Consider the following 25,341-nt stretch of genomic DNA (forward strand, 5'->3'; position numbering starts at 1 on the left):
TTCTCATAATAAATGCATTTACACCCCTTATTGACGATCTAGCTCGATCGGCCGCCGTACCGGGTCGCCGGAGACACCGGCTTCATCGAGCCGCGCGACGATGTGATTGACCAGTCTGATTCCGGCATCTGACAGACGGGGATGCTTGTAGAACAAGCCGACCCGGATTTCAGCGAGCGCTGGAAACCCGTCGCCGTCGTCCAGGACGCGCATGCCTGGTAGCATCGTGTAACGGGTGAGCGCGCTGACGCCGAGGCCGTTCACCACAGCATTCTGCAGCCCAGCGATGCCGGAGCCGGTATAGGCGACCCGCCAGCGGATTTGTGCGGCATCCAGAGATTGGATCATCCGCGCCCGATAGGCGCACCCTTCAGGGTGCGCCGCCAGCGGCACCCCGGTTCCCAAGTCAAAACGGGCGGCTTCGGCCGCAGCCCAGATCGGCCGCTCGATCCATGAACGCGACAGATATTGGGAGCGCTCATTGTTGACCATCGCCACCGCCAGATCGAGTTCGTCGGCGCGCAGGCGATCGAGAATGTCGGCGCTCCAGCCGCAGTGGATTTCCAGCGAAATGCCCGGATGCTGGCTGGTATATTCAGTAATCACGCCTTGCAGGAAGGCGACCGCATAGTCGTTCGGCAGGCCGATCCGGAGCACGCCGGCTATCTTCGACCGATTGAAATAGGAAGCAGCCTGATCGTTGAGCCGCAGCATCTCGCGGGCGTAGCTCAGCAGCATCTCCCCTTCGCTGGTCAGAGTGAGCGTGCGTCCGACCTGTTTGATGACCGGCGCGCCGACCAGTTCCTCGAGCCGGCGTATCTGCAGCGATATGGCCGGCTGCGTGCGCCCCAGCGCATCTCCGGCCTTGGTGTAGGCGCCAAGATCGATGACCGAAACAAAGGTCCGCAGCAGATCGGTCTGAAAATTGACGATGTTGCGCATGGATTTCGATTTCTCATACGTGGATCATGAATATAAATTTTTCATATCACGATTATCACCACTAATCATCAGTCCCAACAGCCGAAGTTGGGAGGACAACATGCCGGATACAAGTGTTTTTGCCGCCGAACTGCCTTGGCCGGAGTACGACGCGAAGGTCGGGGACGGCTCCGTGCCCATCCTGCTGCCGATCGGGTCGATGGAGCAGCATGGCCACCACATGCCCATGCATGTCGACGTGCTCTTGCCCGTCGAATTCTCCCGCCGCGTCGCTGGCGAGATCGGCGCGCTTGTGGCGCCCCCTTTCACCTACGGCTACAAGTCGCATCAGAAGTCGGGGGGCGGCAATCACCTGCCGGGCACGACCAGTCTGGACGGCGCGACACTGGTCGCAGCACTCCGCGATGTCATCAAAGAATTCGCCCGCCACGGCGTGCGCAATATCTGCTTGATGAATGGCCACTTCGAGAACTCGTGGTTCATCGTCGAAGGCATAGATCTGGCACTGCGCGAACTGCGCTGGGGTGGCATTAGCGACATGAAGATCGTGGTGCTGTCTTATTGGGATTTCGTCGACAAGCCGACGATCGCGCGGCTCTATCCAAACGGGTTCACCGGCTGGGATCTGGAACACGGCGGCGTGCTCGAAACATCGCTGATGCTGGCGCTCTTTCCGAACTTCGTTCATCTCGAGCGCGCCGTCGATCATGAACCGGCGAGCTTTCCGCCCTATGATGTGTACCCGCCCAGGCCTGAATGGACACCGGTGAGCGGTACATTGTCCTCACCCAAGGAAGCCTCGAAAGCCAAAGGCGACATCTTGCTTGATGTCTGCGTGACGGGCATAGTCAAAGCCCTGCGGGTCGAGTTTCCGCGCTGAAGCTTTCCTGCCTGACCTGCCTGACCTGCGGAATTCGACGGATATCAGGTTTCAGAACCTGCGATCCAAACCGGAAGCTCCGATTCGTTTTAAGGCAGGGCGCGCAGGCCGTCCGGGCGACCCGGCCCGGGCACCATCAATATGGGAAGGGCCAATTCGGTGGCGCCTGTCCGGCATTTTCGTCGCACGAGGGCTCGTCGCCGCGCTTCACGAGGGAGTCGGATGTGAGCAGCGTCTTCAGGAAAATGAAGAACTCGTGGGCGAGACCATAAACCGGCGACACCGAATAAGGGTCGGGCGGGTTTGTCTGGCCAGGCTCGCCCCGATGCCAATCGTGGGGGATGTGGAACACGTCCGTCAGTTCCTGACGATATTGTGGTCCGGGCCGAAGGGGAAGCTGGTGATGTTTTCCGCGCTTTCCTGCTTCACGATCAGGATATCGTGCTCGCGATAGCCGCCCGCACCCGGCATGCCTTGCGGCATCATCACCATCGGCTCCATGGACACAACCATGCCGGGCTCCAGCACTGTGTCTATGTCCTCGCGAAGTTCGATGCCCGCTTCGCGACCATAGTAATGACACAGCACCCCGAAGGAATGGCCGTAGCCGAAGGAGCGGTATTTCAGCAGATCCCACTCCCGGTACATCTCGTTGAGCTCAATCGCGATATCCTTGCAGCGGGCGCCGGGCTTGATAAGTTCGAGACCACGGCGATGGACAGCGACGTTCTTCTGCCAGATGTCGAGGCTGGCATCGTCGACATGGTCACAGAACAGTGTGCGTTCGAGCGCGGTGTAATAGCCGAAGATCATCGGGAAGGTGTTGAGCGAAAGGATGTCGCCGGACTGGACGCGGCGGTTGGTCACCGGGTTGTGGGCGCCATCGGTATTGATGCCGGACTGGAACCACGTCCAGCTATCCATTAGTTCGACATAGGGGTATGATTTCGCGATCTCCCGGATCATCGCGTTGGTCGTTGCAATAGCCACCTCGTGCTCAGGCGCGCCGGCCTTAACGGCAGCCACGCAGGCGGCGCCGCCGATATCGCAGACGAGTGCCCCCTCGCGGATCAGTTTTTGCTCCTCCAGAGACTTGATCGAGCGCATCCACATGGATGGCTGGGCGACATCGACGAACTCAACGCCTGGGAGCGCCTGCTCGAGTTGACGGCGGAAATCGAGGTTCACATGGTCGAACTCGATCCCGATGCGCTTTGAACTGGCGGTGAGTTGGCGCACCGCGCGATAGAAATTGTCGCGGCGCCAGTCAGTGTAGGTGACGTTGTCGCCAAAGCTGCGGCGATAAGGCTGACCGCCGTCGATACCGGCGGAAATCGTCGTCGCTTTGTTGTGGTCGATGACCATACCGTATTTGCGACCGAAGTAACAGTAGAGCCAGCCGGAGTAATAATTGATGCAATGATAGGAAGTGAAGAGTGTTGCATCCACCTTGTTCTCCGCCATCCAGCGGCGAATGTCGGTCTGGCGACGGTTCATCTCGACGTCCGAGAAGGGCGAATACTCCTTTTCGCCATTGTGCCACGCCATCACGTGCAACATGTCGTCGGTCATCGCGCTGTTCCCCGCTAGGTTGATTGCAGGAAGCTACGATCGGCGGGCATATCAGGAAAATTTATTCACCTGATGGCTATATTTCGAAAAATTATGCAGATCGTCGAAGCATGTTGTCGCGACCGCGACCGATTAGGAACCCTTATCCTCCGATATCGACTTCTCATTTCCAGCGGGAGAGCCGAATTTTTATAGTCCGCTTCCAACCTGAAACCCGATTTGGATGCGGAGGAAAGAATGAACGTCTACGCCAAGGGCATGCCCAACGAATTACTACGTCTGCAGAAGATGCATAATGGCGAGAAGGCTGTCGCGACCTTCAGCGCCGCCGAGATGAAGCGCCGTCAGGACGGGCTACGCAACATTCTGGCCGAGCTGAAGCTCGACGCGGCGGTGCTGACATCCTACCACAATATCTGCTATTTCTCGGACTTCCTGTTCTGCTATTTCGGTCGCCGCTATGCTTTCGTGGTCACCCCGGAGAAGGCGGTGTCGGTTTCGGCCGGCATCGATGCCGGCCAGCCATGGCGCCGAACCTTCGGCGACAACATTACCTACACCGATTGGCAGCGCGACAATTACTTCTACGCCCTGCAGCAGACGCTGCCGGGCGTTAAGCGTATCGGCATCGAGTTCGATCACGTCAACCTCGAGTTCAGGAAACTCTTGCAAGACGCCTTTTCGAACGTCGAGTTCGTCGACGTCGGCGCGCCGACCATGTGGCTGCGCACGATCAAATCGGCCGAGGAAATTGTCCTGATCAAGGAAGGCGCACACACCGCCGATATCGGCGGCGAAGCCATTCGTAACGCGATCCGCGAGAACGTTCCCGAGTATGAAGTCGCACTGGCCGGCACGCAGTCCATGGTCCGGCACATCGCCAAGACCTTTCCGCATGCCGAACTGATGGACACCTGGGTCTGGTTCCAGTCGGGAATCAACACCGACGGCGCCCACAACCCGGTGACCTCGCGCAAGGTTCAGAAGGGCGACATCCTCTCGCTCAATTGCTTCCCGATGATTTCGGGCTACTACACCGCGCTCGAGCGCACGCTGTTCCTCGACCATGCCAGCGATGAGCACCTCCGTATCTGGGAGATCAACTGCGACGTCCACCGTCGCGGGCTGGAACTTCTGAAACCCGGCGCGCGCTGCGGCGATGTCGCGACGGAACTGAACGAAATCTACCGCAGTCACAATCTGCTCGGCTATCGTTCGTTTGGTTACGGCCACTCCTTCGGAGTGCTGTCGCACTACTATGGCCGCGAAGCCGGCGTCGAACTGCGCGAAGACATCAACACCGTGCTCCAACCAGGAATGGTCGTCTCCATGGAACCGATGCTGACCATCCCTGAAGGGCTGCCGGGTGCGGGCGGCTACCGCGAACACGACATTCTCGTGATGACCGGAGACGGCGCCGAAAACATCACCAAGTTTCCGTTCGGCGCGGAGCATAACATCGTCAAGGCATGACCGCCGACCGACGCGAATTCAAGCGGGCCTTCCTGGAAAGGAAGGCCCGCTTGCGTTTGTTTGGAGCGGCGTGATCTAATCGGTAAAGGTGGAGCCGACCATGCGCAGCATCCCGACCGACCTTCTCCGCGCCTTCGTCACAGTCATTGACCTGCGCGGCTATACACGGGCCGGAGAAAAGCTCGGCCGCACCCAACCGGCGATCAGCCTGCAGATGAAGCGGCTTCAAGAGCTGCTCGGCGTCTCGCTCTTCGCCAAAGAAGGCGGTGCACAGATCACCGAACAAGGTGAGCTCGTCGCCGGCTATGCTCGCCAGATCCTGGCCCTCAACGACGACATGATGTTGAAGCTCTCAAAGCGCGACAACAAGGGCCGGCTGCGACTCGGCATCCCTAACGACTACGCCGATCATTTCCTGCCCAAACTGATGGCAAGTCTGGCGCGCGACGGCGGCGACCTCACCTTCGACGTCGTCTGTGATCTGTCGCACAATCTGCTGCAGGGCCTGCGCAACGGCCTCTTCGACATTGTCGTGGCAATGACGCCTGACGGGCCTTCCGAAGGCGCGTTCATGACCTGGAAAGAGACGCTGGCATGGGTCTCCGGAGAACAATCCCCAGATCTGCCGGGGTATGTTGCACGACAAGGGGAACTGCGCATCGTCTGTTATCCCGAGGGATGCCTCTACCGCCGCAACATGCTGACCGCGCTGCAGCGCGACGGTCGCAATTTCGAGATCGTCTACACAAGCCCGAGCCTCGCGGGACTTGAGGCGGCGGTCGGCGCCGACTTCGGCATTACGGTGCTGGCGCGCCGGATCATTCCGGCAAAGCTCAAGATCATCGAACCTTCGAGCCATCTGCCCCGTCTCGCAGATGTCGTAGTCGGCATCTATGTCAGTCCGGACCGCAAGCGGTCCAGTGTGGCGCAGAGTTTTGCCGCTCGATTCGCCGATATGTTCGTCGCCGGCGAAAGCGCTAGCAAGGCTGACTGAGAACGGCATTCAAATTCCAGCCGCCAAAGCGGCGGCCGGGTCGACTACTTCAGGCGACGTCGGGTCAGCAGGGCCAGCATCGCGAACAGGGTGATGGACAGCGCAAGCAACAGCGTCGCGGCTGCCATGATGGTAGGATTGATCTGGTCGCGAATGCCGGAAAACATCTGCACCGGAAGGGTGCGCTGCTCGGCCGCCGTCATAAACAGCGCAACGACCACCTCGTCGAACGATGTCGCAAAGGCGAAGATCGCGCCGGACACCACACCCGGCATGATGCTTGGCAACGTTACGCGAAAGAACGCCGACGATGGCGAGGCGCCGAGGCTCAATGCCGCCCGCGTCAGATTTGTATCATAGGTGGAAAGTGTCGCTGTCACCGTGATGACCACGAAAGGCGTCGCCAGAGCAGTATGCGCCAGGATGAGGCCGGTACGCGTGTTCGTCAGGCCGAACTGGCCGAAGAAGAGATAGCTGCCGACAGCCACAATGACGATCGGCACGATCATCGGCGAGATCAGCAATGCCATGATCAGCCGCCGCGCAGGGAAATCGGGACGCGAGATGCCGAGGGCCGCCAACGTGCCGAGCGTCGTGGCCAAGATCGTAGTCATCACCGCTGCAACGGCGCTGTTGAAGATGGCGTTCATCCAGCGCGCATTGCCAAAGAAATCCGCATACCAGCGCAGGGAATATTCCCGCACGGGCAAGGTGAAGAATGGGTCCTTGGAGAAGGACAGCGGCACTATAATGAACAGCGGTGCAATCAAGAACATGAGCACCGCCAAGGCGAACGCCACCACCAGCGTGCGCATCAGGCGATCGGACAGCGTCGCGTAAGAAGGCAGCCACATGGCGTCACCCCAGCTTGATCTTGTCCGCGCCGACGAGGCGCAGGAACAACAGGTAGATGGCAAGCGTCACGACAAGCAAGACCACACCGAGGGCGGCGGCCAAACCCCAGTTGAGATCGCGGTTGATGTAAACTGAAATGAAGTTGGACACCATCTGGTCGCGTGGCCCACCGACAAGCGCCGGCGTGATGTAGTAGCCAAGCGATAGTATGAAAGTCATCAGGCATCCGGCGACGACGCCAGGCAGCGTCTGCGGCGCGTAGATGCGCCAGAAGGCGGAGGACGGCGGAGCCCCGAGCGAGCGAGCCGCTCTGAGCTGTGTGGTCGGAATCGAGCGCATGACGCTATAAATTGGGAGGATAGTAAAGGGCAACTGAATGTGCGTCATCGCGATGACCGTTCCGACGCGCGTGAAGATGAGTTGAAGCCTCTCGCCTGTCAGATGCAAGGTCATCAGCACGTCGTTGATGATCCCATCTGACTGCAGAAGCACCACCCATGCCGTGGTGCGAACGAGCAGCGATGTCCATAGCGGCAGAAGCACCATCAGAATCATGATGCCGGCGATTGCCTTGGGAGCGATTGTCAGCACGTAGGCGACGGGATAGCCTAGGATCAAGGTAAACAGCGTCACCAACCCGGCTACGAACAGCGTGCGCCCCAATACGTCGAGGAAAATCGCCTGATCGCCCTGGACACGTTCGATCGAACCGTTCGGTGTCTGCTTGAGGTCGAGCGCGGTCAGCAGATAGTAAGGCGTGAAAGAAGCACCATTGCGCTTAATGATCGCCCAGGTCTCTGGAGAGCCCCAATCCCTGTTCATCTCGAGGAACTTTTCCCTATACAGGCCTGTATCGAGTTTTTCGACCATCCGCGCTGCCGCTAGCACGCGGCTGCGCATGCCGGAAATCTCGTAGTTGAGACGCTTGCCCAGCAAGGCAGCCGTGCTGTTGGCCTTTGCGACCTTGAGATCAGCGGCGAGCGCGGCGTAGACCGGCTCGTCCGGCGTCGAAACACCATCCCAGCTTTCGAGAGCGCCCAATGTGCGAGGCAGCACCTCATTTGTCTCCGGATTGCCTACCGCCGTGACCAGCAGGTAAAGGATTGGAGCGACAAAGGCGACCACCAGGAAGACGATCAGCGGCAGAGCTAGCGAAAGCGCAGCGCGCCTGGCGGGTTTCTCGGCCCGACGTACGGCCATAAAGATGTTGACGCGGTCTATCTCTGCTACTGTCATGGCTCACACCTCCAGCAGACGGCATTCGGAAATGCCGCATTCGAGGGCGACATCCGTGCCCAATGCGAAGTGCCGCGCCTGCCGCGCCGGGATGCGCGCGGTGATGAGTTGGCCGCCAAACGCCTCGACCGACAGCCGCATATGGTCGCCGAGGAAGAAGACGTCGCGCGCCTTGCCCGTGAAACGGTTAAGACCGGCACGGACACCCTCGCCGGCCAGCGAAATGTTCTCCGGCCGTACGGATACACTCATGTCTTCTGCGCCCGTGCCGGACACAATAGCGCCGGCGGCCTTCAACGTCGTGCCGTCGGCCATACGCACGACGGTCACGCCTCCTTCCCGTCCGAGCAAGGTGCACGGCAGTGTGTTGTTCTCGCCGATAAATGAGGCGACGAAGCGATTGGACGGCTCGTCGTACAGTGTTTTCGGATCCGCAAGCTGCTGGATACGCCCATCGTGGAAGACGGCGATGCGGTCCGACATCGTCAACGCTTCGGACTGGTCGTGAGTAACGTAGACCATGGTGATGCCGAGCGTGGTCTGGAGTTGCTTGATCTCGATCTGCATGCGTTCGCGCAACTGTTTGTCGAGCGCGCCGAGCGGCTCGTCCATGAGCACTAATGAAGGCTCGAATACCAAGGCGCGAGCCAAAGCGACGCGCTGCTGCTGGCCGCCGGAAAGCTGCGCCGGGCGACGATCGCCCAGCGCTTCGAGACTGACGCGGCCGAGCGCCTGGCGAACCTTTTCCTTGGCGGCGGCGCCGGCAATGCCGCGATAGCGCAGCGGAAACGCAACATTCTCCGCCACCGTCATGTGTGGAAACAGGGCATAGTTTTGGAACACAAAGCCGATGTTGCGTTTCTCGGGAGGCAACCGCTCGACAGGCTTGCCGTCGAGCAGGATATGGCCGAGCGTCGGCTGTTCGAAACCGCCCAGCATCATCAACGTCGTGGTCTTACCCGAGCCTGAAGGACCCAGCATGGTCAGGAACTCGCCGCGAAAGACGTCGAGGTTGAGGTCTTTCACGACGAAGTTGACGCCGTCGTAGGATTTTTTCACGTCCTCGAATCGAACGAGGGCATCGACTGGGTTGTCCGTCGCAAGTGACATTCGCTGGGAAAAATTCATCGATGCGCTCCTCCGCAAGCCCGCGCGCTACTGCGAAAGCCAGGTCGTGAACCGCTTGCGTATTTCGTCTCCGTTGTCAGCCCAGAAACCATTGTTGAGGGTTAAGGAAACCGTCAGATTCTGTGGACTGGTCGGCAGATTCTTGGCATCCTCGGGTGCCACGAACTCGGCCGCCGATTTCCGCACCGGTCCATAAGGAATGTATTTGGTGATGCCCGCCAGAACTTTAGGCTCAACGGCGTACTTAATAAAGGCAAGCGATCCGTCAGCATTCTTAGCACCCTTGGGGATTACCCAGTAATTGGAATCGAGGATCTGGTTGTCCCAGACGATCCGGAAATCCTTGCCTTCCTTGTTGGCGTTGTAGATGCGACCGTTCCACGCGGTCGTCATAGTCACCTCACCCGAAGCGAGCAACTGCGGTGCCTGGGCGCCGGCTTCCCACCACACAATGCTGTCCTTGATCGTGTCGAGCTTGGCGAAGGCACGATCGACGCCCGCCGGGGTCGACAGCGTTTCGTAGACCTGGTCAGGCGCTACGCCATCGGCGAGCAACGCGAATTCCAGGTTGGTTGCAGGGTTTTTCCAGAGGCCGCGCTTTCCCGGGAACTTCTTGTTGTCGAACAAATCCTTGATCGTCTTCGGACCGTCCGCCAGCTTGGCGCCGTCGTAAGCAAGGATCGTCGCATAGACGATCGTACCGACGCCGCATTCCGAGGTCGTGCCCTTGATCCAATCGTCCTGGGGTCCGATTTTCGCCCAGTCGATCTTTTCGAAGATACCTTCGTCGCACCCTTGCAGCAGTGTCGGCGCATCGACATCGACGACATCTATGGTGGTATTGCCGGATTCGATCATCGCCTTGATCTTGGCGATCTCGCCGCCATATTCCTGCTCATCGATCTTGGCCCCGGTCTCGGCGGCATAGGTTTCGAACACTGCCTTGCGTTGCGCTTCCTGGTAAGCGCCACCGAAACTCATGACCGAAAGCGTGTCTTGCGCTCGCGCTGCATTCGAACAAAGCGGGGCAAGCGCCACCAGTGATAAGGTCAGCACGCGACTTGTTAAGCGATGTCTCATTTCCGCCACTCCCATTGGTTGGAAACACGGCCTCGACTTCGTCTGAGTGAGCCTTGGCCGGTGCAAAACGGTAATTTGGCAAGGGCGCGACAGCAAATAAGTACATCGCATGACTCCATGAGAAAGCGTTATCGCGGCGCGCGCCACGTCATGGTTGGGCGCCGTGGCAACCCCATGCTTCAAGGCGCGACCAGGTTCTGTCTGGCGCCTTGAATCACCGAACTCAGCAAAAGAACACACCCGGCATCAGTAACGCATAGGAGGGACTCAAGAACGCTCGGCTTTGATACGATCGGGGATCCAGTCGCAAAATGCTCTGATGGCCGAGCGAATTTCAGCAGCCTCCGGGTAGAACAGAGCAACCAATTTGTTCGCGTCGCAATCAAAATCGAAGGCCGGACCAACTGACTGTGGCGGATCATGCTCGACCAATGGCCGCACGGCGATACTGATAGGTTGGCCGAGCAGGGCTGCCTCGATAGCCAAGGCCTTGCGGCGTGCGGCCTTCGGCAGTTGCGTTGACAGGTCTGGCACATGACGGCCAAAAACGGGGCGAACATGATGGACTCCGAGAGGCGCTCGCCAAGCGACATGATCGGTGTGACACGTTCGGTAGACAATGCAATTTGTCTCGGGCGATCCCGTCCACACCTACTCACACAACGGTGATAGCTGTTCAACGAAACCGTTCGGCGACACGTGCGTTTTGTTCAGTACGATTTATCTGAGGTTCCATCATGTCCGAAGCGTGGTTTTCCAAGCCGGTGTCGGTCACCACCGGCATTGGCGGAGACATTCGCAATCTCTTGAACGCTCAACAAGCGATAGATTTGCTTGGAGGCAATTGGCGCGATGCAGGAAGTCAAAAACATCGGTCCGCGTTGAGAGCTTGCCGGCAGGCCATAAACGGTGGCGTTTCCGCCGATGTCGCAAGAGAAGTTTTTGTCGAAGCTGCCCGGGAGGCGCATATTTTGGTTGAATGAGATTACAGATTGTGCGGCGGATTCCTCGTTCGGCCTCCAAGGTTTCCCATTTGTCGGTAGGAAGGTTTCCGGTCACTCGGCCCTTTGAAAGTCCCTCAAGGATAAACAATACCGTATCGCGATTGAGAGCCGCGTAATTGGTGGCGAGGCAGATCGATCGCGTGTCGAGAAAGCTTGCATCTAGTGCGTGTTCAACCAACGCGGTCTTGTTCAGCGCCATCCTGTTTTCTAAGGCGGGTGCCGAAGCCAAGCAAGGTCGAACGTTCGCGCTCCTCGGCCTGTTTCCTCGACCGCACGCGCATCAGATCCTTCCAGCCGACATAGCCGACCAGCTGCGAACCTTCACGGGTGACGACGGGCAGATGGGAGACGTTGGCCAGCAGCAGTTTGTCGGAAAGGCCCTCGAGATACTCATCCGGATAGGCGAGCGTCACCTTGCTGCCGGCCAGCAACGCGCCAAGCGTCGTGGTGCGATGGGTGCCGGCACGTCTCCAACGTAGGATCGCCGGGGGGTCGATGAGGCCAAGTACATGCCCGTCTTCGTTCACCACTGGGAAGCTCGGATGCTGCGTCTCCGGGGCGGTCAGGAATGCTGCGGCGCCATGCAGCGTCATCGTCGCTGGCACACTCTCGACCTCTGAGGTCATGACCTCCCGCACCCTGGTCAAGGCAAAGGGATCGACGCGATATTCGCGAACCAGATGGTGTCCCCTTCTGGCGATCTTCTCGGTCAGGATCGAACGCTTCAGCAAGAGCACGGTGACGGCGTGCGCTGCCGCACAGGCCGCTATCAGCGGCACCAGCACATGCGTGTTGCCGGTCAACTCGACGGCGAAGAAGGTCGCGGTCAGCGGCGCCCGCATCGTGCCGCCCATGGTGGCGGCCATTGCCAGCAGCGCCCAGAAGCCCGGGTCCGCCGCAGGCAGAACGCCGGCGAGCACTGCTCCCATCGCCCCACCCATGATCAGCAGCGGCGCCAGCACGCCCCCGGACGTTCCCGAACCAAGCGCCACCGACCAGATGATGGCCTTGACCACCAGCAGGATGAATGCGGCGGTGGCGAGCGTGCGGCCGTCCAGCATGTCGGCGATGTTGTCATAGCCGACGCCGAGCGCCCGCGGCTCGATCAGCCCGCCTATGCCCACCACCAGGCCGCCTAACATCGGCCACCACATCCAGTGGATGGGCAGCCTCTGGAAGCCGTCCTCGCAGGCATAGACCATCTGCGTCAGCAGCCCCGACAACAGGCCGGCCGCAACGCCGATCGAGATCCAGCCGGTAAGGCCGATGAAGGACACTTCCATGCCGCCCTGGAACGGGAAGATCGGTCCGGGTAGATGCAGCACGGTGCGCTCCACTTCGGCGATGATCGCCGCGACCGCCACGGGAATGAAGGAGCGCGGCGTCCATTCGAAGAGCAGCAGTTCCACCGCCAGCATGATTGCGGCAATCGGTGTGCCGAAGACGGTGGTCATGCCGGCCGCCGCACCTGCCACCAACAGCGTCTTGCGTTCATTATCGCTCACCGGCAGCATCTGCGCGATCAGCGAGCCGATCGCGCCGCCCGTCATGATGATCGGGCCTTCGGCGCCGAAGGGACCGCCGGAGCCGATCGAGATCGCCGACGACAGCGGCTTCAGGATCGCCACCTTGGCGTCGAGTTTTGACCGCCCGAGCAGGATCGCCTCTATGGCTTCGGGAATGCCGTGGCCGCGGATCTTCTCACTGCCGAAGCGCGCCATCAGGCCGATGAGCAGCGCGCCGATCACCGGCACGAGGACTGAGGCATAGCCGAGTGGCGTGTCTTCGAGTTTCAGATCGGCGAGAGTGAACTGGCCAAAATAGGCGATGTTGGTGGCGAGCCGGATCAGCTTCAAGAGCGCGATGCCGGCAAACAGCCCCGCCGTCGCCACCACCACCGCAATGGCGGCGACCAGCAGCACCCTTGCATCGGTCGTAAAATCTCGGAGATGGCTGGGGTTGGCGTGATCAAGTTTCATTGCTGCTCTCATTCTGCGGACGCATCGCATGTGCCGGATGACTGTGTCGCCGGGACACGGCATGCTTGTCGGTTCGTTATGTATCGTAATACGATATAAATAGACAAGGCCGTTCTTGCTAAAGCCGATCGGAATGGAACAAGTGTCAAAAATGACGCATCCGCAAAAACCACGCCCCGCCATCAGCCAGGCCGACTACCAGCGGCTGTCGGAGTTTCGCTACCTGATCCGCCGCTTCCTCGAATTCAGCCAGGTCCAGGCACACGATGCCGGGCTGACCCCGCGCCAGCATCAGGCACTGCTGGCAATCAAGGGGTTCCCGGGCGGCGGCCCGGTGACGGTTGGCGACCTGGCCGAGCGCCTGCGTATCCGCCACCACAGCGCCGTCGAACTGGTCAACCGCCTTGGCGAGGCAGGGCTGGTCGCAAGGGATCAGGACAAGGATGACCACCGCCGTGTACTGCTACAGTTGACCGTGCGTGCCGACGACCACCTGGCCGACCTTTCGGCCGCGCATCTCGACGAGCTTTCGCGGATAGAGCCGATGCTGAGACGCTTGCTGCTTCGTGGCGACAAATGATCCGGACAGTTTGGGTCGAATTCATTGGCATTGGCTCATCGCGGCACGCAGCCTCTTGCACGAGCCAGTTAGATGCCATGCAATAAGGAGGCAGCTGAGCCGGTCTGCGTCCGAAAAACAAAACCTATTCAATGGTAACCAACGTCAGCGCGAACTTTGCCGCGGAACACCCAATACGACCAGCCGGTGTACATCAGGATCACGGGCAACAGCACAAGAGTGCCCACGAGCAGGAAAGCCTGGGTGCGTTCTGAAGAGGCCGATTCCCAAAGCGTGAAATGGTAGGGAACGATCATCGGGAAGAGGCTGATGGCGATCCCAACATAGGAAAGCACAAAGAGGCCGATGGCGCCGACGAAAGGCTTCGTCTCACTTGCACTGCCCAGTACCCGCCAGGTGAAGAAGGCGACGGCCGCAGTCGCAACAGGTACCGGTGCCAAATACAGAATGTTGGGCCAAGCGAACCAGCGCGCGGCGATGGCCTGGCTCATGAACGGGGTCCAAATGCTGACCACGCCAATACCGACGAGGACGCCAACAAGGCACATGCGGCCGTGGCGTCGCGCCGCCGCCTGAACCTCCCCCTCGGTCTTGAGGATCAGCCAGCCGGCGCCCAGAAGGCCGTAGCCGAACAACAGGGCGATACCTGTCAATAGCGAGAATGGTGTCAGAAAATCGAAGGAACCTCCGGAAAACTGCCTGCCGGTGACCTCAAAACCCTGGATGAAGGCGCCAAGCACGACCCCTTGAGCAAAGGTGGCCACAGCTGAGCCATAGCAGAAACCATGATCCCAGAAGGTCTTGTGCTCAGCGTCGCGGAACCGGAACTCGAACGCCACGCCGCGGAACACCAGCGCCAGCAGCATGACCAGGACCGGAAAATACACCGCCGGGATGATGATGGCGAAGGCAAGCGGAAACGCCGCCAGAAGCCCGAGGCCGCCCAGCACAAGCCAGGTCTCGTTGCCGTCCCAGATCGGCGCGATCGAGTTCATGATCGTGTTGCGGGACGCAGTGTCGGGCGCGAAGCCGTAAAGCATGCCGACGCCAAGATCGAAACCGTCCAGAAGCACGTAGAAGAACACCGCCATGCCGAGGATCAGCGTCCAGATTGGCACGAAATCGAGGACCTGGGTCATCGCACTTCTCCCTCTCGAAGTTCGACGGCTCCGGCGCGGACCGGCGCCCCGGGCCGTCCTCCCTCGATCTCCACATCTATCTCGGCAGCAATTGCCGGGCCTTTGCGCACAATGCGCAGCATGAGGAAGAGGCCCGCAGGATAGATGATGAGATAGACCGCGACGTAGCCGATCAGCGAGAGCGTCACATCAAAGCTTGTCAATGAAGGTGTCACTGAGTCCGCCGTGCGCAGAAGGCCGTATACTGTCCAGGGCTGACGCCCGACCTCGGTGGTGATCCAGCCTGCGATGACCGCCACGAAGCCGATGGGCGCCGCGATCTGGGTGATCGCGAGAAAGGCCGGCGAGGCGTCCAGCCGGCTGCGCCAGCGAAGCCATCCGCCGACAAGGACGAGGCCAAGCATCAGGATGCCGCAACCGACCATGATCCGGAAGGCGAAGAAGGGGATCGCGACGGGCGGACGCTGATCAGCCGGAAAGTCCTTGAGGCCCTTAACCTCGCCGTCAAGCTCATGGGTGAGGACGAGGCTGCCAAGCCATGGAAGGTCTATGGCAAAGAGGTTGCGCTCGGCTTTGTCGTCCGGAATGGCGAAAAGGGTAAGCGGCACTTGTCGGGCAGTTTCCCAGCGCGCTTCGATCGCGGCGAGCTTGGCCGGCTGGTGTTCGCGCGTATTCAGACCGTGCTGGTCGCCGATGAACATCTGCAGCGGGACCAGCACGGTCAGCAGCCAGAGCGTCATCGACAGCATCGTTTGGCCTTCCTCAACGGACCGCCCGCGACGCATCAAATAGGCGCCGACGCCCATGACGACGAAACCTGTCGTGACGAAGAAGGCGACGACGGTATGCGCCAGCCGATAGGGAAAGGAAGGATTGAAGACCACCTTGAACCAGTCCGTCGGGAAGAAACGGCCATCGATGATCTCGTAGCCGGCCGGAGTCTGCATCCAGCTGTTGGCCGACAGGATCCAGAAGGAAGACAGCAAAGTGCCGAGCGCCACCATTAGCGCGGCAACGAAATGCGCCCAGCGCGGCACCAGTTGCCGTCCGAAAAGAAGGACGCCGAGGAAGGCCGCCTCCAGGAAAAACGCCGTCAGGCCCTCATAGGCGAAAAGCGGGGAAAGCACATTTGCGGTCGCGTCGGAAAAGCGGCTCCAGTTCGTGCCGAACTGGAAAGGCATGACAACCCCGGTGACGACGCCCATGCCGAAAGCAATGGAGAATATCTTGATCCAGAACGTCGAGATGCGGAGATAGATGTCCTTCCCGGTGAAAAAATTGAGGCCTTCCAGCATCGCGATGAACGCGGCCAATCCCACGGTGATGGCCGGCAACAGGATGTGCCAGCCGATGACCCAGGCGAATTGCAATCGCGACAGGAATACAGGATCGAAGTCCATCACTCGTCTCTCCAAACGAAAAGCTATAGCAACTAGCGACGGTGTCGATAGCGCCGTTTTTTAACCACCTCTTCTCCCAGTAGATCGGCCCCTCCTAACTAGCGGCTTTGGAAAGCGCTAGCTCAAGGTCGGCGATCAGATCAGTCTCCGCTTCGAGGCCGACCGATAGCCTCAGAAGGCTGTCGCTTATTCCGGCGACCTTTCGGGCCTCGGCGCCCATTCCGGCATGGGTCATGGTAGCCGGATGGGCAACAAGGCTTTCGACGCCGCCGAGAGACTCGGCCAGCGTGATAACTTCGACCGCTTCGACGAAGCGCCGAACCGCCTCCACGCCTCCAGCCAGTTCGAAGCTCAGCATCGCTCCGAACCCGGCTTGCTGAGCCTTGGCGATTGCATGGCCGGGATGGGATTCAAGACCCGGATAGTGGACGGCGCTGACTTGCGGCTGCTTTTGCAGGAAAACGGCCACTGCCGCCGCGCTGGCTTGCTGCCGCTCGATACGCGGGAACAGCGTGCGGAGGCCCCTTAGCGTCAGGTAGGCATCGAACGGCGCACCTGACACGCCGGTGATCTTGGCCCATTCGGCGAGTGCGTCCGCATCGCTCTCTTGCGTCGCGACGACGGCGCCACCTACCACATCGGAATGGCCATTCAGGTATTTTGTGGTCGAATGGACGACAAAATCCGCGCCCAGCGCGATCGGCCGCTGTAGAGCAGGCGACAGGAAGGTGTTGTCCACGGCAACCTTCGCGCCGACGGCCTTTGCCTGAGAAGCGATCGAGCGGATGTCGACGACGCGCATCAGCGGGTTGCTGGGCGTCTCGATCAAGATGAGGGCCGGCTTCCTCAGCAACACTGCCGATAAAGCCGCTGCATCGCCCTGATCAACGAAGATTACATCGAAATGCCCTTTGTCACGGCGAATTGAAAGCAGCCGGTAGGTGCCCCCGTAGCAATCATGCGGCGCAACGACGAGATCGTCTCGTCTCAACTGCCCCAGCACGAGATCGACCGCCGCCATGCCGGAGGAGGTGACGATCGCGCCGGCGCCGCCTTCCAGCCTGGCCAATGTATCGGCCAGCATGTCGCGGCTCGGATTGCCGGCCCGCGTATATTCGTAACGCCCCGCCTGGTCATAGTCCGGAAAAACGAAGGTGCTCGAAAGATAAACCGGCGGCGTGACCGCGCCGAAGCCACGGTCGGCAGCAATGCCGTTTGCCGCCGCAATGGTCCGTGGATCTTTGGGCTTTGTCATCTAGAACGTCTCGCACTAAAGGCGGCGGTGGGCGGAAATCAGTTCGGCAGTTGGACCATGCGCAGATAAGGGCGCAGTTCCTTCCAACCCTGAGGGAAACGCTCCTTCGCCTGCTCGTCGGTGAGACTTGGCGAAATGATGACCGGCTGGCCCGGCTCCCAGTTCACCGGCGTCGAGACCTTCTGGTTGTCCGTCAGTTGCAGGCTGTCGATGGCGCGCAGGATTTCGGAAAAATTGCGGCCCGCACTCGGCGGATAGGTCAGGCTGAGACGAATCTTCTTGTTTGGATCGATGACGTAGACAGCGCGCACTGTCACATTGGGATCCGTCTCGGCGTGGATCATCCCATAGAGGTTGGCAACCTTCTTGTCGGTATCGGCAAGCATCGGGAAATTGGGTGCATGCCCTTGCGTCTCCTCGATGTCTTTTTCCCAGAGATTGTGCGCCTTCACATCGTCGACCGAGAGACCGAGCGGCTTGACGCCACGTTTGTCCCATTCCGGCTTGAGGCGAGCAACCTCGGCCAGTTCGGTGGTGCAGACCGGAGTGAAATTCTTCGGATGGCTGAAGAAGATGCCCCACGAATTGCCGAGCCATTCATGGAAGCGAATTTTGCCCTGCGTGCTTTGCTGCTCGAAGTCCGGGGCAATCTGGCCCAGTTGCAATGACATGTCTTGTCCTTCCTTTTCGATCTTGAATCATCAGTCGTTGAAATGCCGGCCTTCCCTCACCTCCGCGACATATCCGGCACGGATGGCGAAGTCGCCGAAACGCTCGTCCGGCAGGCGGTCTTTCGCGAATTTCGCGATCACCTTGCCGAGCATCTCCAGAATGGCGGCTTCGCCGACATTTTCGAGAACCATCTTGTTCAGACGCTGACCGTGAAAGCCGCCGCCGAGATAGAGGTTGTACTTGCCGGGCGCGCGGCCGGTCAGGGCGATTTCCGCGATATAGGGCCGCGCGCAGCCATTTGGGCAGCCGGTCATGCGAATGGTGATCGGCTCTTGCGTCAGACCATGTTCAGCCAGGATGGCATCGATCCTGCCGATGAGGTCCGGCAGATAGCGCTCGCTTTCGGCCATGGCGAGACCGCAGGTCGGCAGCGCTACGCACGCCATCGAGTTTAGCCGCAACCCGCTTGCCTTGTTGAGGAGGTCGAGTTCGAATTCCCGCATCAGGCTTTCGATGCCGGGCCGCGCATCTGGCGCGATATCGGCGATGATCAGGTTCTGGTTGGGCGTGATCCGGAATGTGCCCTGATGGATACGGGCGACTGCTCGCAGGCCATCCATGACCGTGTCGACGACGCGGCCGTTCTCGATGAACAAGGTGCAGTGTTCGCGCCCGTCTTCGCCGCGCGTCCATCCAATCGGGTCGCCATTCGAAGTGAACTCATACGACCGGGCGGGCGCCAGTGGAAAGGCCAGGCGTGCCTCGATCTCAGCCCTGATCCAGTCGAGGCCCTTGTCGTCCACGGTGTATTTGAAGCGCGCGCGGCCACGATCGACCCGATCTCCATAGTCGCGTTGCACCTGCATGACCGCGTCGCAGACCTCCAGCACCTTGCCGGTGCCGACAAAGCCGATCACGTCGGCCAGCCTTGGATAGGTTTTGGGTGCCTGGTCGGTGCGGCCCATGCCGCCGCCAATGGCAATGTTGAAGCCTTCAAGCTTGCCGTTGGCGGTTATGGCGATGAAGCCCAGATCCTGCGCGTAGACATCGATGTCGTTGATTGGCGGTATGACGAAGCCGATCTTGAATTTCCGCGGCATGTAGGTGCGGCCGTAGAGCGGCTCCTCCGGGCCTGAAACCTCTGTCCGCTCCTCGCCATACCAGATCTCGCGATATGCGCCGGTCTTGGGAATGGCGTGATCACTGGCGCGCTTGGCCAGCGCATAGACCTCGGCGTGCAATGTGGAGAGCTGAGGATTGACCGAACACATGACGCCACGGGAATCGTCGCCGCAGGCAGCTTTGGTGTCCAGAAGCACATCGCGCAGACCTTGCATGGTCGCACGCAGATTCTGCTTCTTGACGCGATGCAGCTGGAACGTTTGACGCGTTGTCAGCCGCAGCGTCTCGCCTGCATAAGCGCGCCCAAGTTCGTCCAGCTTCAGCCATTGGCTGGGACTGCAGACCCCGCCTGGCAGGCGGATCCGGGCCATGAAGGTGTAGGCCGGCTCAAGCTTTTGCCGACGGCGTTCGTCGCGGATGTCGCGGTCGTCTTGCTGGTAGAGACCGTGAAACTTCATCAGCTTGATGTCATCACCGGGCACGGCGGCGGTGAGCTCTTCGACGAGGCCCGCCGCTATGGTGCCACGCAGCTGATCGCTGTTAGCCTTCATCCTCTCGTCGGGGCCGAGCTTTTCCAGCGGCTGCGAGAGGTCTCGGCCGCGGTCCGTGTTTGACTGGTGCACTGTCATGCGCGGACCTCAATAGACGTCGATCTGGTAGCGGTGGTCGCGCTGCAGGGCGCCGAGATAGTCGACGGCTTCGGCCTTGCCGCATGCCCGCTGCTGTTGCACCACACCAACAAGAGCGACGTGCACGTCGGGGGCGAGATGTGTGCCGTCGCCGCAGACATAGACATGCGCGCCCTCCTCCAACCACGTATAGACATCGCGCGCGTGTTCGGTGAGTCGATGCTGGACATAAGTCTTGGTGACACTGTCGCGAGAGAAGGCGACATTCATCCGGCTCAGCACACCATCCTTCAGAAAACCCTGCCATTCGGTCTGGTAGAGGAAATCGCTGCTGAAATTGCGCTCGCCGAAAACGAGCCAGGATTTACCCGCGGCTCCTTGCGCTTCGCGTTCCTGCAGGAATGCACGGTAGGGTGCGACGCCGGTGCCTGCCCCGATCATGATGATGGGAACGTCACCGTCCGGCAGACGGAAATGCGGGTTGGCCTGGACATAGACCGGTATTGTCGTGTCCGGTGCGCCACGTTCGGCGAATTGGCCAGAAGCGACGCCTGCGCGCGGCTGGCCATGCAGATCATAGCGCACCGTGGCGATCGTCAGATGCGCTTCATCGGGCACGGCGGAAGGACTCGATGCGATCGAATAGAGCCGCGGCTGCAAAGGCCGCAAGCCTGCGGCAAAGGTTTGCGCATCGATGCCCGGAACCGGGAATTCGCGGACGATGTCGATGACGTGATGGCTGCGCAGAAACGCAGCGCGAGCCTGAAACTGGTGCTCGCCAAGCAATTCCTGAAGCTTGCTTGCGCCTGTGAGTTCTGCCCATTGGTCGAGGAAACGCGGCGTGGCGGCGGTAATTTCCAGGTGCTCGGTCAGCGCGACACCGAGCGTGGTCGTGAGCCCCTTGACGGACAAGCTTGCATCGGCGCCCATGGACAGCTTATCCAACAGCGTTTCGACCAGGGCCGGATCGTTGCGTGCCATGACACCAAGTGCGTCACCCGGCTCGAATGAGAGTCCCGAGCCAGCCAGCGACAGTTCGATATGTCGCGTTTCCTTGGACGATCCGCGTCCGGTGAGTACAAGATTGTCGATGATGGCTGCTGGGAATGGCGTGCGCTTGTCGAATGTCGGCGCTTCAACTACTGCCACGCAAAAAGCGTTTGCAGGACTAGCCGCCCTGTTTTGCAAACCTGGTCCGCAAGCGGCTGGCGCGAGATTGGCGACGGCGGTCGCGATCCAGCCAGCGGCCTCGTCTTCATAATCAACGTCGCAATCGACCCGGTCCTGCAGTCGCGACGCGCCAAGTTCGGCCAGTCGCCGATCGAGTCGCTTGCCCGCTTCGCAATAGTGTTCATAGGTGGAATCACCAAGTGCAAGCACGCCATAGCGCACGCCTTCAAGGCGCGGCGCCTTTCGGCTCTCGACGAATTCGAAGAAGCCCATGCCTGAAAGCGGTGGATCGCCCTCGCCATGGGTACTGGTGACGATCAGGATGTCCTGCTCGTCCTTGAGCTTGCGCGGCTTGTAGTCAGCCATGTCGATCAGGATTGGCTCAAGTCCTTGCCTGCGGACGGCTTCCCCGAGTGCCTTGCCGAGAGTGCAGCTGTTGCCAGTCTCACTGCCGAACAAGATCGTCAGCGATCGCGAGGAAATCGCTGGCGGCGCGACCGACACAGAGTGGTCAGATGGTGATGGAGAAGCAATGTCTGCGAGCAGTGAGCGCGCGCCGTGATCGATCCCGGCGAAGTAGCCGCTGATCCAGAGCCCTTGTCCAGGCTTCAGCGAGATCGTCAGGGCGTTAATCCGTTCCCATTGCTCGGCCGTAAAGCCTGGGCCCGGAAACTCGAATGCCGTCATCTGATCACTTCCTTCGGCACAGTCCCGGCTGTGCTTTTTGCCTGATTAGGGAGCGTGGCGGAGCTCGCATCTGAGAGCTCTGCCGGCTGCCAGGCGCGACCATTGCATCTGAGTTTTGGCCAAGACAAACGAATGCTATTGTTAGATTGATGCAAGAATTTTGCTGCAAATGACTGTTGAAACGCCCATCCTGCGGTTCTTTCGATCACGTATCGTTCCTTCTAAAAACGATGCCTTCCGTGGTCGAAAAATGCGTCTGACCGATTCCAGTTTTTGCTGTGTTGAGATGGCGCACGCGCCTAACTTGCGTGTTTGTGCGTGCCTAGCTGCGCAAGGACACCCGGTCGGTCGAGACCGCCCGCGGCGATCCAAGCCTCGGTGCTCCTTGCGGCCCTCTCGATCAGATCGCTTGTCTGGGAGAAGTCATGGGGCGACCCGACCAGCGGGCAGAGCGGCGGCAGGACGAAAAAATCGATGCTGCCGTCCAGTCCCTCCAGTTCGCTCCACAATTGCCGCGCGACAAGCAGCGTCAATGCGTGCAGCGCGTTCGCGACCGCTCCCACAGGAGGCTTGTCGAGGGCACAGGCGAGCCGGTGGGCAGAACGACTAGGCGCTGTGCACCTTGTGCTACCGCCACCTTGACTGGTGTGTTGCTCGATACGGCGCCATCGGCAAGATAGAGATCGCCATGCTGCACCGGGGCGAAGGCCGCCGGAATAGCTGCGCTGGCGATGATGGCCTGCGCGGCCGAGCCTTTCGACAACACGACTGTTCGACCTGTCAGAATATCAGTCGTCACGATGTGTATCGGGATCGGCGCGTCTTCCAGGTTGAGGTAAGGCAAGTTCCGATTGACGAGTTGGCGCAGCCCGTCCGACGTCACCAGAAAATCGCGGCGGTACATGAACCCGGAAAGACGTCGCGCCGGCGCAATCCGCGCCAGATCCCCTCCAGCCGCCGGATTCCCTTCAATCGTGGGATCGCCGGCATAGTAGGCCCCGTTCAGTGCGCCAACGCTCGAACCGACAACCATATCAGCCGCAATACCGCGGCGCGCGAGCGAACGCAGCATGCCAACCTGAATGGCGCCGAAGCTGCCGCCGCCCGCAAGGACAAACGCGGTCTTTGCTGGTGCAACCTCCATGGGCACGATGCACCTCCCAAATTGTGGGATCGCGGCGCCTGCCGCGATCCCATGCTCCAGCTACGGTGCCACAGCGATGTGGCCTTTCATGTTGGGGTGGAAGCGGCAGAAATAGTCGATCGCTCCCGCAGCCTTCAATGTCATGCTTGCGGACTTTTTCGGCGGGATCATCACCTCCCAGCCGCCCTTCACCGTGGCCGTGTGGGCGAACATGTCCTTGTTGACCCACTCGATCGTGTCGCCAACCTTCGCCTCGACCGTCGCCGGCGAGAACACCAGCTTGTCGATAGTGACCTGGATGGTTTCGGCCTTCACCGGCGCGGCAATGACTGTCAGCGCCAGTGCAATCCAAAGATGACGTTTCGGTACCATCAGCGCCGGCCTCATTTCAGCATACTGGCGACGTGTTCGGCATGCTGCTCATGGCCCTGGAATATCTTCAGGCCGGTCTCCAGCAGGCTTTTCAACTCGGCATTGCTGGCCGACGGGATGAGCAGCGTTTCGAGAGCACTGTCGACCTGTTTGTGATAGGCAACCTCGTTGTCGACGTAAGCCTTGTCGAAGGCCGCACCTTTGAGCTTGGCGAGTTTGGCTCGCTCCTCCGCGGCAGCTTTGGTCAGCGCCTTGCTGGTCGCGTTGTCTTCCGGCGTCACCTTGAGTTTCTTGACCAGGTCGAGCGCCTGCACATTCACCGCCTCGTGGTCGCGCACCATGTCCTTGGCGAAGGCGAGCACCTCCTTGTTCTTCGACTTCTTCAGCGCTTGCTTGGCCGCCTCGACATCGATCACGCCGGCTGTGTAGGCGATGTGGGCGATCTGCGGGTCGGTCGGTTTGTCGGCAGCTTGTGCGAGCGGGGCAGTGCCGAGCAGAAGCAGCGTGGCCAGGGTAGCTGTGTGACGAATAAGCATGAAATCTCCTTCTCCGGACGCGGGAAGCGCGCCGGCCAGTTTTTCTTGGTTGACGGTCATTGGATGCGGGGCGGCGGCAAACGTTCCCGCTAAAATCAGCTGAATCTGACGAGGGTCAGCCTTCCAGGCCGAGCCGCTTCATCACGGCAGCTGTCAGCCGCTCGCAGCGCCGACCGGCGAAGGGGAAGGCCTCGAGCAGCACTGGCCCGATCTGGTCATCCAGCGCCTTGCGTAGCAGGGCGCGGGCGCGGTGCAGTCTTGTCTTGACGGTTTGTGGCCGCACGCCGAGCAGTTCTGAAGTCTCTTCAATGCTCAGGCCCTCGATCACCCGCGCCACGAATACCATCCGGTAGACATCGGGAAGGCTGTCGGTTGCCCGTTCCACTAGTTGGAGGATCTGCCGTTGCGCCATGGTCCGCTCCGGATCGTCGCTGGGGTTGAGAGGGAACGGGATGATCTCGGCCTGCGAGTTCTCGGGCATCGCCACCGTTCGCCGTCTTTTGCGCAACCGGCCGAGCGCTTCGTTGATGACGATGCGCGACAGCCATGTGCCGAGCGAGGCATCGCCGCGAAAACTCTCGAGATGGGCGAAGGCCCTGACATAGGCCTCCTGGACAATGTCCTCGGCCTCGGCGTCGTTGCGCACCACGCCGCGGGCGATGCGGTAAAGCCGCTGGTTATGCGTCTTGATGATGGTGCGGAAGGCGGCGCCGTCGCGCGCCACGGCCCGCCGTGCCAATTCCAGGTCGCTAGAGGCAGCGATGATTTCGGTCGCGTCTCGTCGAACGTACGACATGAGCAGTCTCCTTGCCCTTCAATAGATGGGTCTCGACAACAAGGGTTCCCGGAAATTCGTCACACCGGAATCGACGACAGGAATTCACGCCTGAGATCGACGTTCGTGTCGAAAGCACCAAGCATGCGTTTGGTGACCATGCGCGTGCCGTGCGCGTGGACGCCGCGCGATGTCATGCAGCCATGCTCGGCGACAAGCACGACAGCCACTCCACCCGGCTGCAGGGCATCCTCGATGGCGCGAGCGATGTCATCCGTGAGCCGCTCCTGTATCTGCAGGCGGCGGGCGCAGGCTTCGACAACCCTTGCCAATTTGGAGATACCCACCACTCGGTTGACGGGCATGTAGGCGATGTACGCTTTGCCGCGGATTGCTGCCATGTGGTGTTCGCAGAAAGAGTGAAACGCAATGTCGTGCAGTTCGACCGCCTGGTCATAACCGCCGATCTCATCGAACGTCCGTTCGAGCATCACCGCAGGATCTTGCCGATAGCCGGCAAACCACTCTTCATAGGCACGCACGACACGCGCAGGAGTATCGACAAGCCCGGGCCGGGCCGGATCGTCGCCGGCCCATGAGATCAGCGTCCTGACCGCGGCCTCTGCATCGAAGCGCGTCGGGCGAGCGCGTCCGACTGTCCTGGGCATGCCGTTTCCCGCTGAATTTCCCTGGGCGGCGGCCGGCACGCCGTCTTCG

General features: G+C 60.4%; 25 protein-coding genes. 5 read left to right on the plus strand and 20 right to left on the minus strand.

Translation table 11 applies throughout. From position 1 onward, the window contains the following. Positions 1-27: 27 nt before the first annotated feature. Positions 28-942, minus strand: coding sequence for a LysR substrate-binding domain-containing protein (locus tag JG743_RS33665; protein ID WP_199200903.1), 915 nt, complete (start codon positions 940-942; stop codon positions 28-30). Positions 943-1,042: 100 nt separating this feature from the next. Here JG743_RS33665 and JG743_RS33670 point away from each other — a divergent pair, with 100 nt between their 5' ends. Further along, entirely contained in the window at positions 1,043-1,822 is a 780-nt protein-coding gene (locus JG743_RS33670) for a creatininase (protein ID WP_199201112.1), read from the plus strand. A gap of 357 nt (positions 1,823-2,179) precedes the next feature. On the opposite strand, the gene JG743_RS33675 is transcribed toward JG743_RS33670, so the two are convergent. Next, positions 2,180-3,394: a M24 family metallopeptidase gene (locus tag JG743_RS33675; RefSeq protein WP_199200904.1), complete on the minus strand. Its 1,215-nt coding sequence runs from the start codon at positions 3,392-3,394 to the stop codon at positions 2,180-2,182. Positions 3,395-3,652: 258 nt separating this feature from the next. Between JG743_RS33675 and JG743_RS33680 the strand changes: the two genes are divergently transcribed. Continuing rightward, entirely contained in the window at positions 3,653-4,867 is a 1,215-nt protein-coding gene (locus JG743_RS33680; protein ID WP_199201113.1) for a M24 family metallopeptidase, read from the plus strand. A gap of 100 nt (positions 4,868-4,967) precedes the next feature. After that, on the plus strand, positions 4,968-5,861 hold the full coding sequence (locus tag JG743_RS33685; RefSeq protein ID WP_199200905.1) for a LysR substrate-binding domain-containing protein: 894 nt from the start codon (positions 4,968-4,970) through the stop codon (positions 5,859-5,861). Between the two features lie 44 nt (positions 5,862-5,905). Here JG743_RS33685 and JG743_RS33690 read toward each other — a convergent pair whose 3' ends face one another. From JG743_RS33690 to JG743_RS33710, 5 genes are all read right to left on the minus strand, one after another. Then, a complete protein-coding gene (locus JG743_RS33690) occupies positions 5,906-6,715 on the minus strand; it encodes an ABC transporter permease (protein WP_199200906.1) in 810 nt (269 codons plus the stop codon). A 4-nt stretch (positions 6,716-6,719) separates the two neighbouring features. Next, positions 6,720-7,952, minus strand: a complete 1,233-nt coding sequence (locus JG743_RS33695) for an ABC transporter permease (protein ID WP_199200907.1) — start codon at positions 7,950-7,952, stop codon at positions 6,720-6,722. Between the two features lie 3 nt (positions 7,953-7,955). After that, on the minus strand, positions 7,956-9,062 hold the full coding sequence (locus JG743_RS33700) for an ABC transporter ATP-binding protein (protein WP_199200908.1): 1,107 nt from the start codon (positions 9,060-9,062) through the stop codon (positions 7,956-7,958). A 45-nt stretch (positions 9,063-9,107) separates the two neighbouring features. Further along, positions 9,108-10,160: an ABC transporter substrate-binding protein gene (locus JG743_RS33705; protein ID WP_199200909.1), complete on the minus strand. Its 1,053-nt coding sequence runs from the start codon at positions 10,158-10,160 to the stop codon at positions 9,108-9,110. Positions 10,161-10,427: 267 nt separating this feature from the next. Beyond that, entirely contained in the window at positions 10,428-10,694 is a 267-nt protein-coding gene (locus JG743_RS33710; protein ID WP_202303213.1) for a hypothetical protein, read from the minus strand. Between the two features lie 203 nt (positions 10,695-10,897). On the opposite strand from JG743_RS33710, the gene JG743_RS33715 reads away from it, so the two are divergent. After that, entirely contained in the window at positions 10,898-11,143 is a 246-nt protein-coding gene (locus JG743_RS33715) for a DUF982 domain-containing protein (RefSeq protein WP_199200911.1), read from the plus strand. A 191-nt stretch (positions 11,144-11,334) separates the two neighbouring features. Here the strand turns inward: JG743_RS33715 and JG743_RS33720 are convergent, their stop codons facing one another. Further along, positions 11,335-13,143: a chloride channel protein gene (locus tag JG743_RS33720; protein WP_199200912.1), complete on the minus strand. Its 1,809-nt coding sequence runs from the start codon at positions 13,141-13,143 to the stop codon at positions 11,335-11,337. Positions 13,144-13,294: 151 nt separating this feature from the next. Here JG743_RS33720 and JG743_RS33725 point away from each other — a divergent pair, with 151 nt between their 5' ends. Continuing rightward, positions 13,295-13,723 (plus strand): MarR family winged helix-turn-helix transcriptional regulator, encoded by a 429-nt coding sequence (locus JG743_RS33725; protein WP_244673250.1) that lies wholly within the window; start codon positions 13,295-13,297, stop codon positions 13,721-13,723. 128 nt (positions 13,724-13,851) lie between these two features. On the opposite strand, the gene cydB is transcribed toward JG743_RS33725, so the two are convergent. The 12 genes from cydB to folE form a co-directional block, all read right to left on the minus strand. Continuing rightward, positions 13,852-14,862, minus strand: a complete 1,011-nt coding sequence (cydB, locus tag JG743_RS33730; RefSeq protein ID WP_199200914.1) for a cytochrome d ubiquinol oxidase subunit II — start codon at positions 14,860-14,862, stop codon at positions 13,852-13,854. Then, positions 14,859-16,262 carry a cytochrome ubiquinol oxidase subunit I gene (locus JG743_RS33735; protein ID WP_199200915.1) on the minus strand — a complete coding sequence of 468 codons (1,404 nt, stop codon included), beginning with the start codon at positions 16,260-16,262 and terminating at the stop codon, positions 14,859-14,861. The genes cydB and JG743_RS33735 overlap by 4 nt, the downstream gene beginning before the upstream one ends. A gap of 94 nt (positions 16,263-16,356) precedes the next feature. Continuing rightward, positions 16,357-17,517 carry a cystathionine gamma-synthase gene (metB, locus tag JG743_RS33740; protein ID WP_199200916.1) on the minus strand — a complete coding sequence of 387 codons (1,161 nt, stop codon included), beginning with the start codon at positions 17,515-17,517 and terminating at the stop codon, positions 16,357-16,359. A gap of 38 nt (positions 17,518-17,555) precedes the next feature. Next, complete coding sequence (locus JG743_RS33745; RefSeq protein ID WP_199200917.1) at positions 17,556-18,188, minus strand: peroxiredoxin; 633 nt, start codon at positions 18,186-18,188, stop codon at positions 17,556-17,558. A 30-nt stretch (positions 18,189-18,218) separates the two neighbouring features. Then, complete coding sequence (locus JG743_RS33750) at positions 18,219-19,940, minus strand: NADPH-dependent assimilatory sulfite reductase hemoprotein subunit (protein ID WP_199200918.1); 1,722 nt, start codon at positions 19,938-19,940, stop codon at positions 18,219-18,221. Positions 19,941-19,949: 9 nt separating this feature from the next. Then, positions 19,950-21,797: an assimilatory sulfite reductase (NADPH) flavoprotein subunit gene (locus JG743_RS33755; protein WP_199200919.1), complete on the minus strand. Its 1,848-nt coding sequence runs from the start codon at positions 21,795-21,797 to the stop codon at positions 19,950-19,952. A gap of 299 nt (positions 21,798-22,096) precedes the next feature. Next, the gene (locus JG743_RS34525; protein WP_244673251.1) at positions 22,097-22,330 is read right to left on the minus strand and encodes a hypothetical protein; all 234 of its coding nucleotides are present in this window, start codon (positions 22,328-22,330) and stop codon (positions 22,097-22,099) included. Then, positions 22,327-22,941: a patatin-like phospholipase family protein gene (locus JG743_RS33760; protein WP_244673252.1), complete on the minus strand. Its 615-nt coding sequence runs from the start codon at positions 22,939-22,941 to the stop codon at positions 22,327-22,329. Before JG743_RS33760 ends, JG743_RS34525 begins: the two co-directional genes overlap by 4 nt. Before the next feature lie 60 nt (positions 22,942-23,001). Then, positions 23,002-23,313: a cupredoxin domain-containing protein gene (locus JG743_RS33765; protein WP_244673253.1), complete on the minus strand. Its 312-nt coding sequence runs from the start codon at positions 23,311-23,313 to the stop codon at positions 23,002-23,004. Positions 23,314-23,324: 11 nt separating this feature from the next. Continuing rightward, positions 23,325-23,849: a DUF4142 domain-containing protein gene (locus tag JG743_RS33770; RefSeq protein ID WP_199201114.1), complete on the minus strand. Its 525-nt coding sequence runs from the start codon at positions 23,847-23,849 to the stop codon at positions 23,325-23,327. Between the two features lie 115 nt (positions 23,850-23,964). Then, entirely contained in the window at positions 23,965-24,645 is a 681-nt protein-coding gene (locus tag JG743_RS33775; RefSeq protein ID WP_199200921.1) for an RNA polymerase sigma factor, read from the minus strand. Between the two features lie 59 nt (positions 24,646-24,704). Then, positions 24,705-25,292, minus strand: coding sequence for a GTP cyclohydrolase I FolE (gene folE, locus JG743_RS33780; protein WP_199201115.1), 588 nt, complete (start codon positions 25,290-25,292; stop codon positions 24,705-24,707). Between the last annotated feature and the right edge of the window lie 49 nt (positions 25,293-25,341).

This window comes from Mesorhizobium sp. 131-2-1 (assembly GCF_016756535.1).
Classification (GTDB): Bacteria; Pseudomonadota; Alphaproteobacteria; order Rhizobiales; family Rhizobiaceae; genus Mesorhizobium.

Coding starts and splice junctions, on each gene's coding strand:
- JG743_RS33670 (WP_199201112.1), top strand. CDS start 1,043: ATGCCGGATACAAGTGTTTTTGCCGCCGAACTGCCTTGGCCGGAGTAC.
- JG743_RS33715 (WP_199200911.1), top strand. CDS start 10,898: ATGTCCGAAGCGTGGTTTTCCAAGCCGGTGTCGGTCACCACCGGCATT.
- JG743_RS33685 (WP_199200905.1), top strand. CDS start 4,968: ATGCGCAGCATCCCGACCGACCTTCTCCGCGCCTTCGTCACAGTCATT.
- JG743_RS33675 (WP_199200904.1), bottom strand. CDS start 3,394: ATGACCGACGACATGTTGCACGTGATGGCGTGGCACAATGGCGAAAAG.
- JG743_RS33695 (WP_199200907.1), bottom strand. CDS start 7,952: ATGACAGTAGCAGAGATAGACCGCGTCAACATCTTTATGGCCGTACGT.
- folE (WP_199201115.1), bottom strand. CDS start 25,292: ATGCCCAGGACAGTCGGACGCGCTCGCCCGACGCGCTTCGATGCAGAG.
- JG743_RS33690 (WP_199200906.1), bottom strand. CDS start 6,715: ATGTGGCTGCCTTCTTACGCGACGCTGTCCGATCGCCTGATGCGCACG.
- JG743_RS33745 (WP_199200917.1), bottom strand. CDS start 18,188: ATGTCATTGCAACTGGGCCAGATTGCCCCGGACTTCGAGCAGCAAAGC.
- JG743_RS33720 (WP_199200912.1), bottom strand. CDS start 13,143: ATGAAACTTGATCACGCCAACCCCAGCCATCTCCGAGATTTTACGACC.
- JG743_RS33760 (WP_244673252.1), bottom strand. CDS start 22,941: ATGGAGGTTGCACCAGCAAAGACCGCGTTTGTCCTTGCGGGCGGCGGC.
- JG743_RS33705 (WP_199200909.1), bottom strand. CDS start 10,160: ATGAGACATCGCTTAACAAGTCGCGTGCTGACCTTATCACTGGTGGCG.
- JG743_RS33775 (WP_199200921.1), bottom strand. CDS start 24,645: ATGTCGTACGTTCGACGAGACGCGACCGAAATCATCGCTGCCTCTAGC.
- metB (WP_199200916.1), bottom strand. CDS start 17,517: ATGACAAAGCCCAAAGATCCACGGACCATTGCGGCGGCAAACGGCATT.
- JG743_RS33750 (WP_199200918.1), bottom strand. CDS start 19,940: ATGACAGTGCACCAGTCAAACACGGACCGCGGCCGAGACCTCTCGCAG.
- JG743_RS33700 (WP_199200908.1), bottom strand. CDS start 9,062: ATGTCACTTGCGACGGACAACCCAGTCGATGCCCTCGTTCGATTCGAG.
- JG743_RS33735 (WP_199200915.1), bottom strand. CDS start 16,262: ATGGACTTCGATCCTGTATTCCTGTCGCGATTGCAATTCGCCTGGGTC.
- cydB (WP_199200914.1), bottom strand. CDS start 14,862: ATGACCCAGGTCCTCGATTTCGTGCCAATCTGGACGCTGATCCTCGGC.
- JG743_RS33765 (WP_244673253.1), bottom strand. CDS start 23,313: ATGGTACCGAAACGTCATCTTTGGATTGCACTGGCGCTGACAGTCATT.
- JG743_RS33725 (WP_244673250.1), top strand. CDS start 13,295: ATGACGCATCCGCAAAAACCACGCCCCGCCATCAGCCAGGCCGACTAC.
- JG743_RS33680 (WP_199201113.1), top strand. CDS start 3,653: ATGCCCAACGAATTACTACGTCTGCAGAAGATGCATAATGGCGAGAAG.
- JG743_RS33755 (WP_199200919.1), bottom strand. CDS start 21,797: ATGACGGCATTCGAGTTTCCGGGCCCAGGCTTTACGGCCGAGCAATGG.
- JG743_RS33770 (WP_199201114.1), bottom strand. CDS start 23,849: ATGCTTATTCGTCACACAGCTACCCTGGCCACGCTGCTTCTGCTCGGC.
- JG743_RS33665 (WP_199200903.1), bottom strand. CDS start 942: ATGCGCAACATCGTCAATTTTCAGACCGATCTGCTGCGGACCTTTGTT.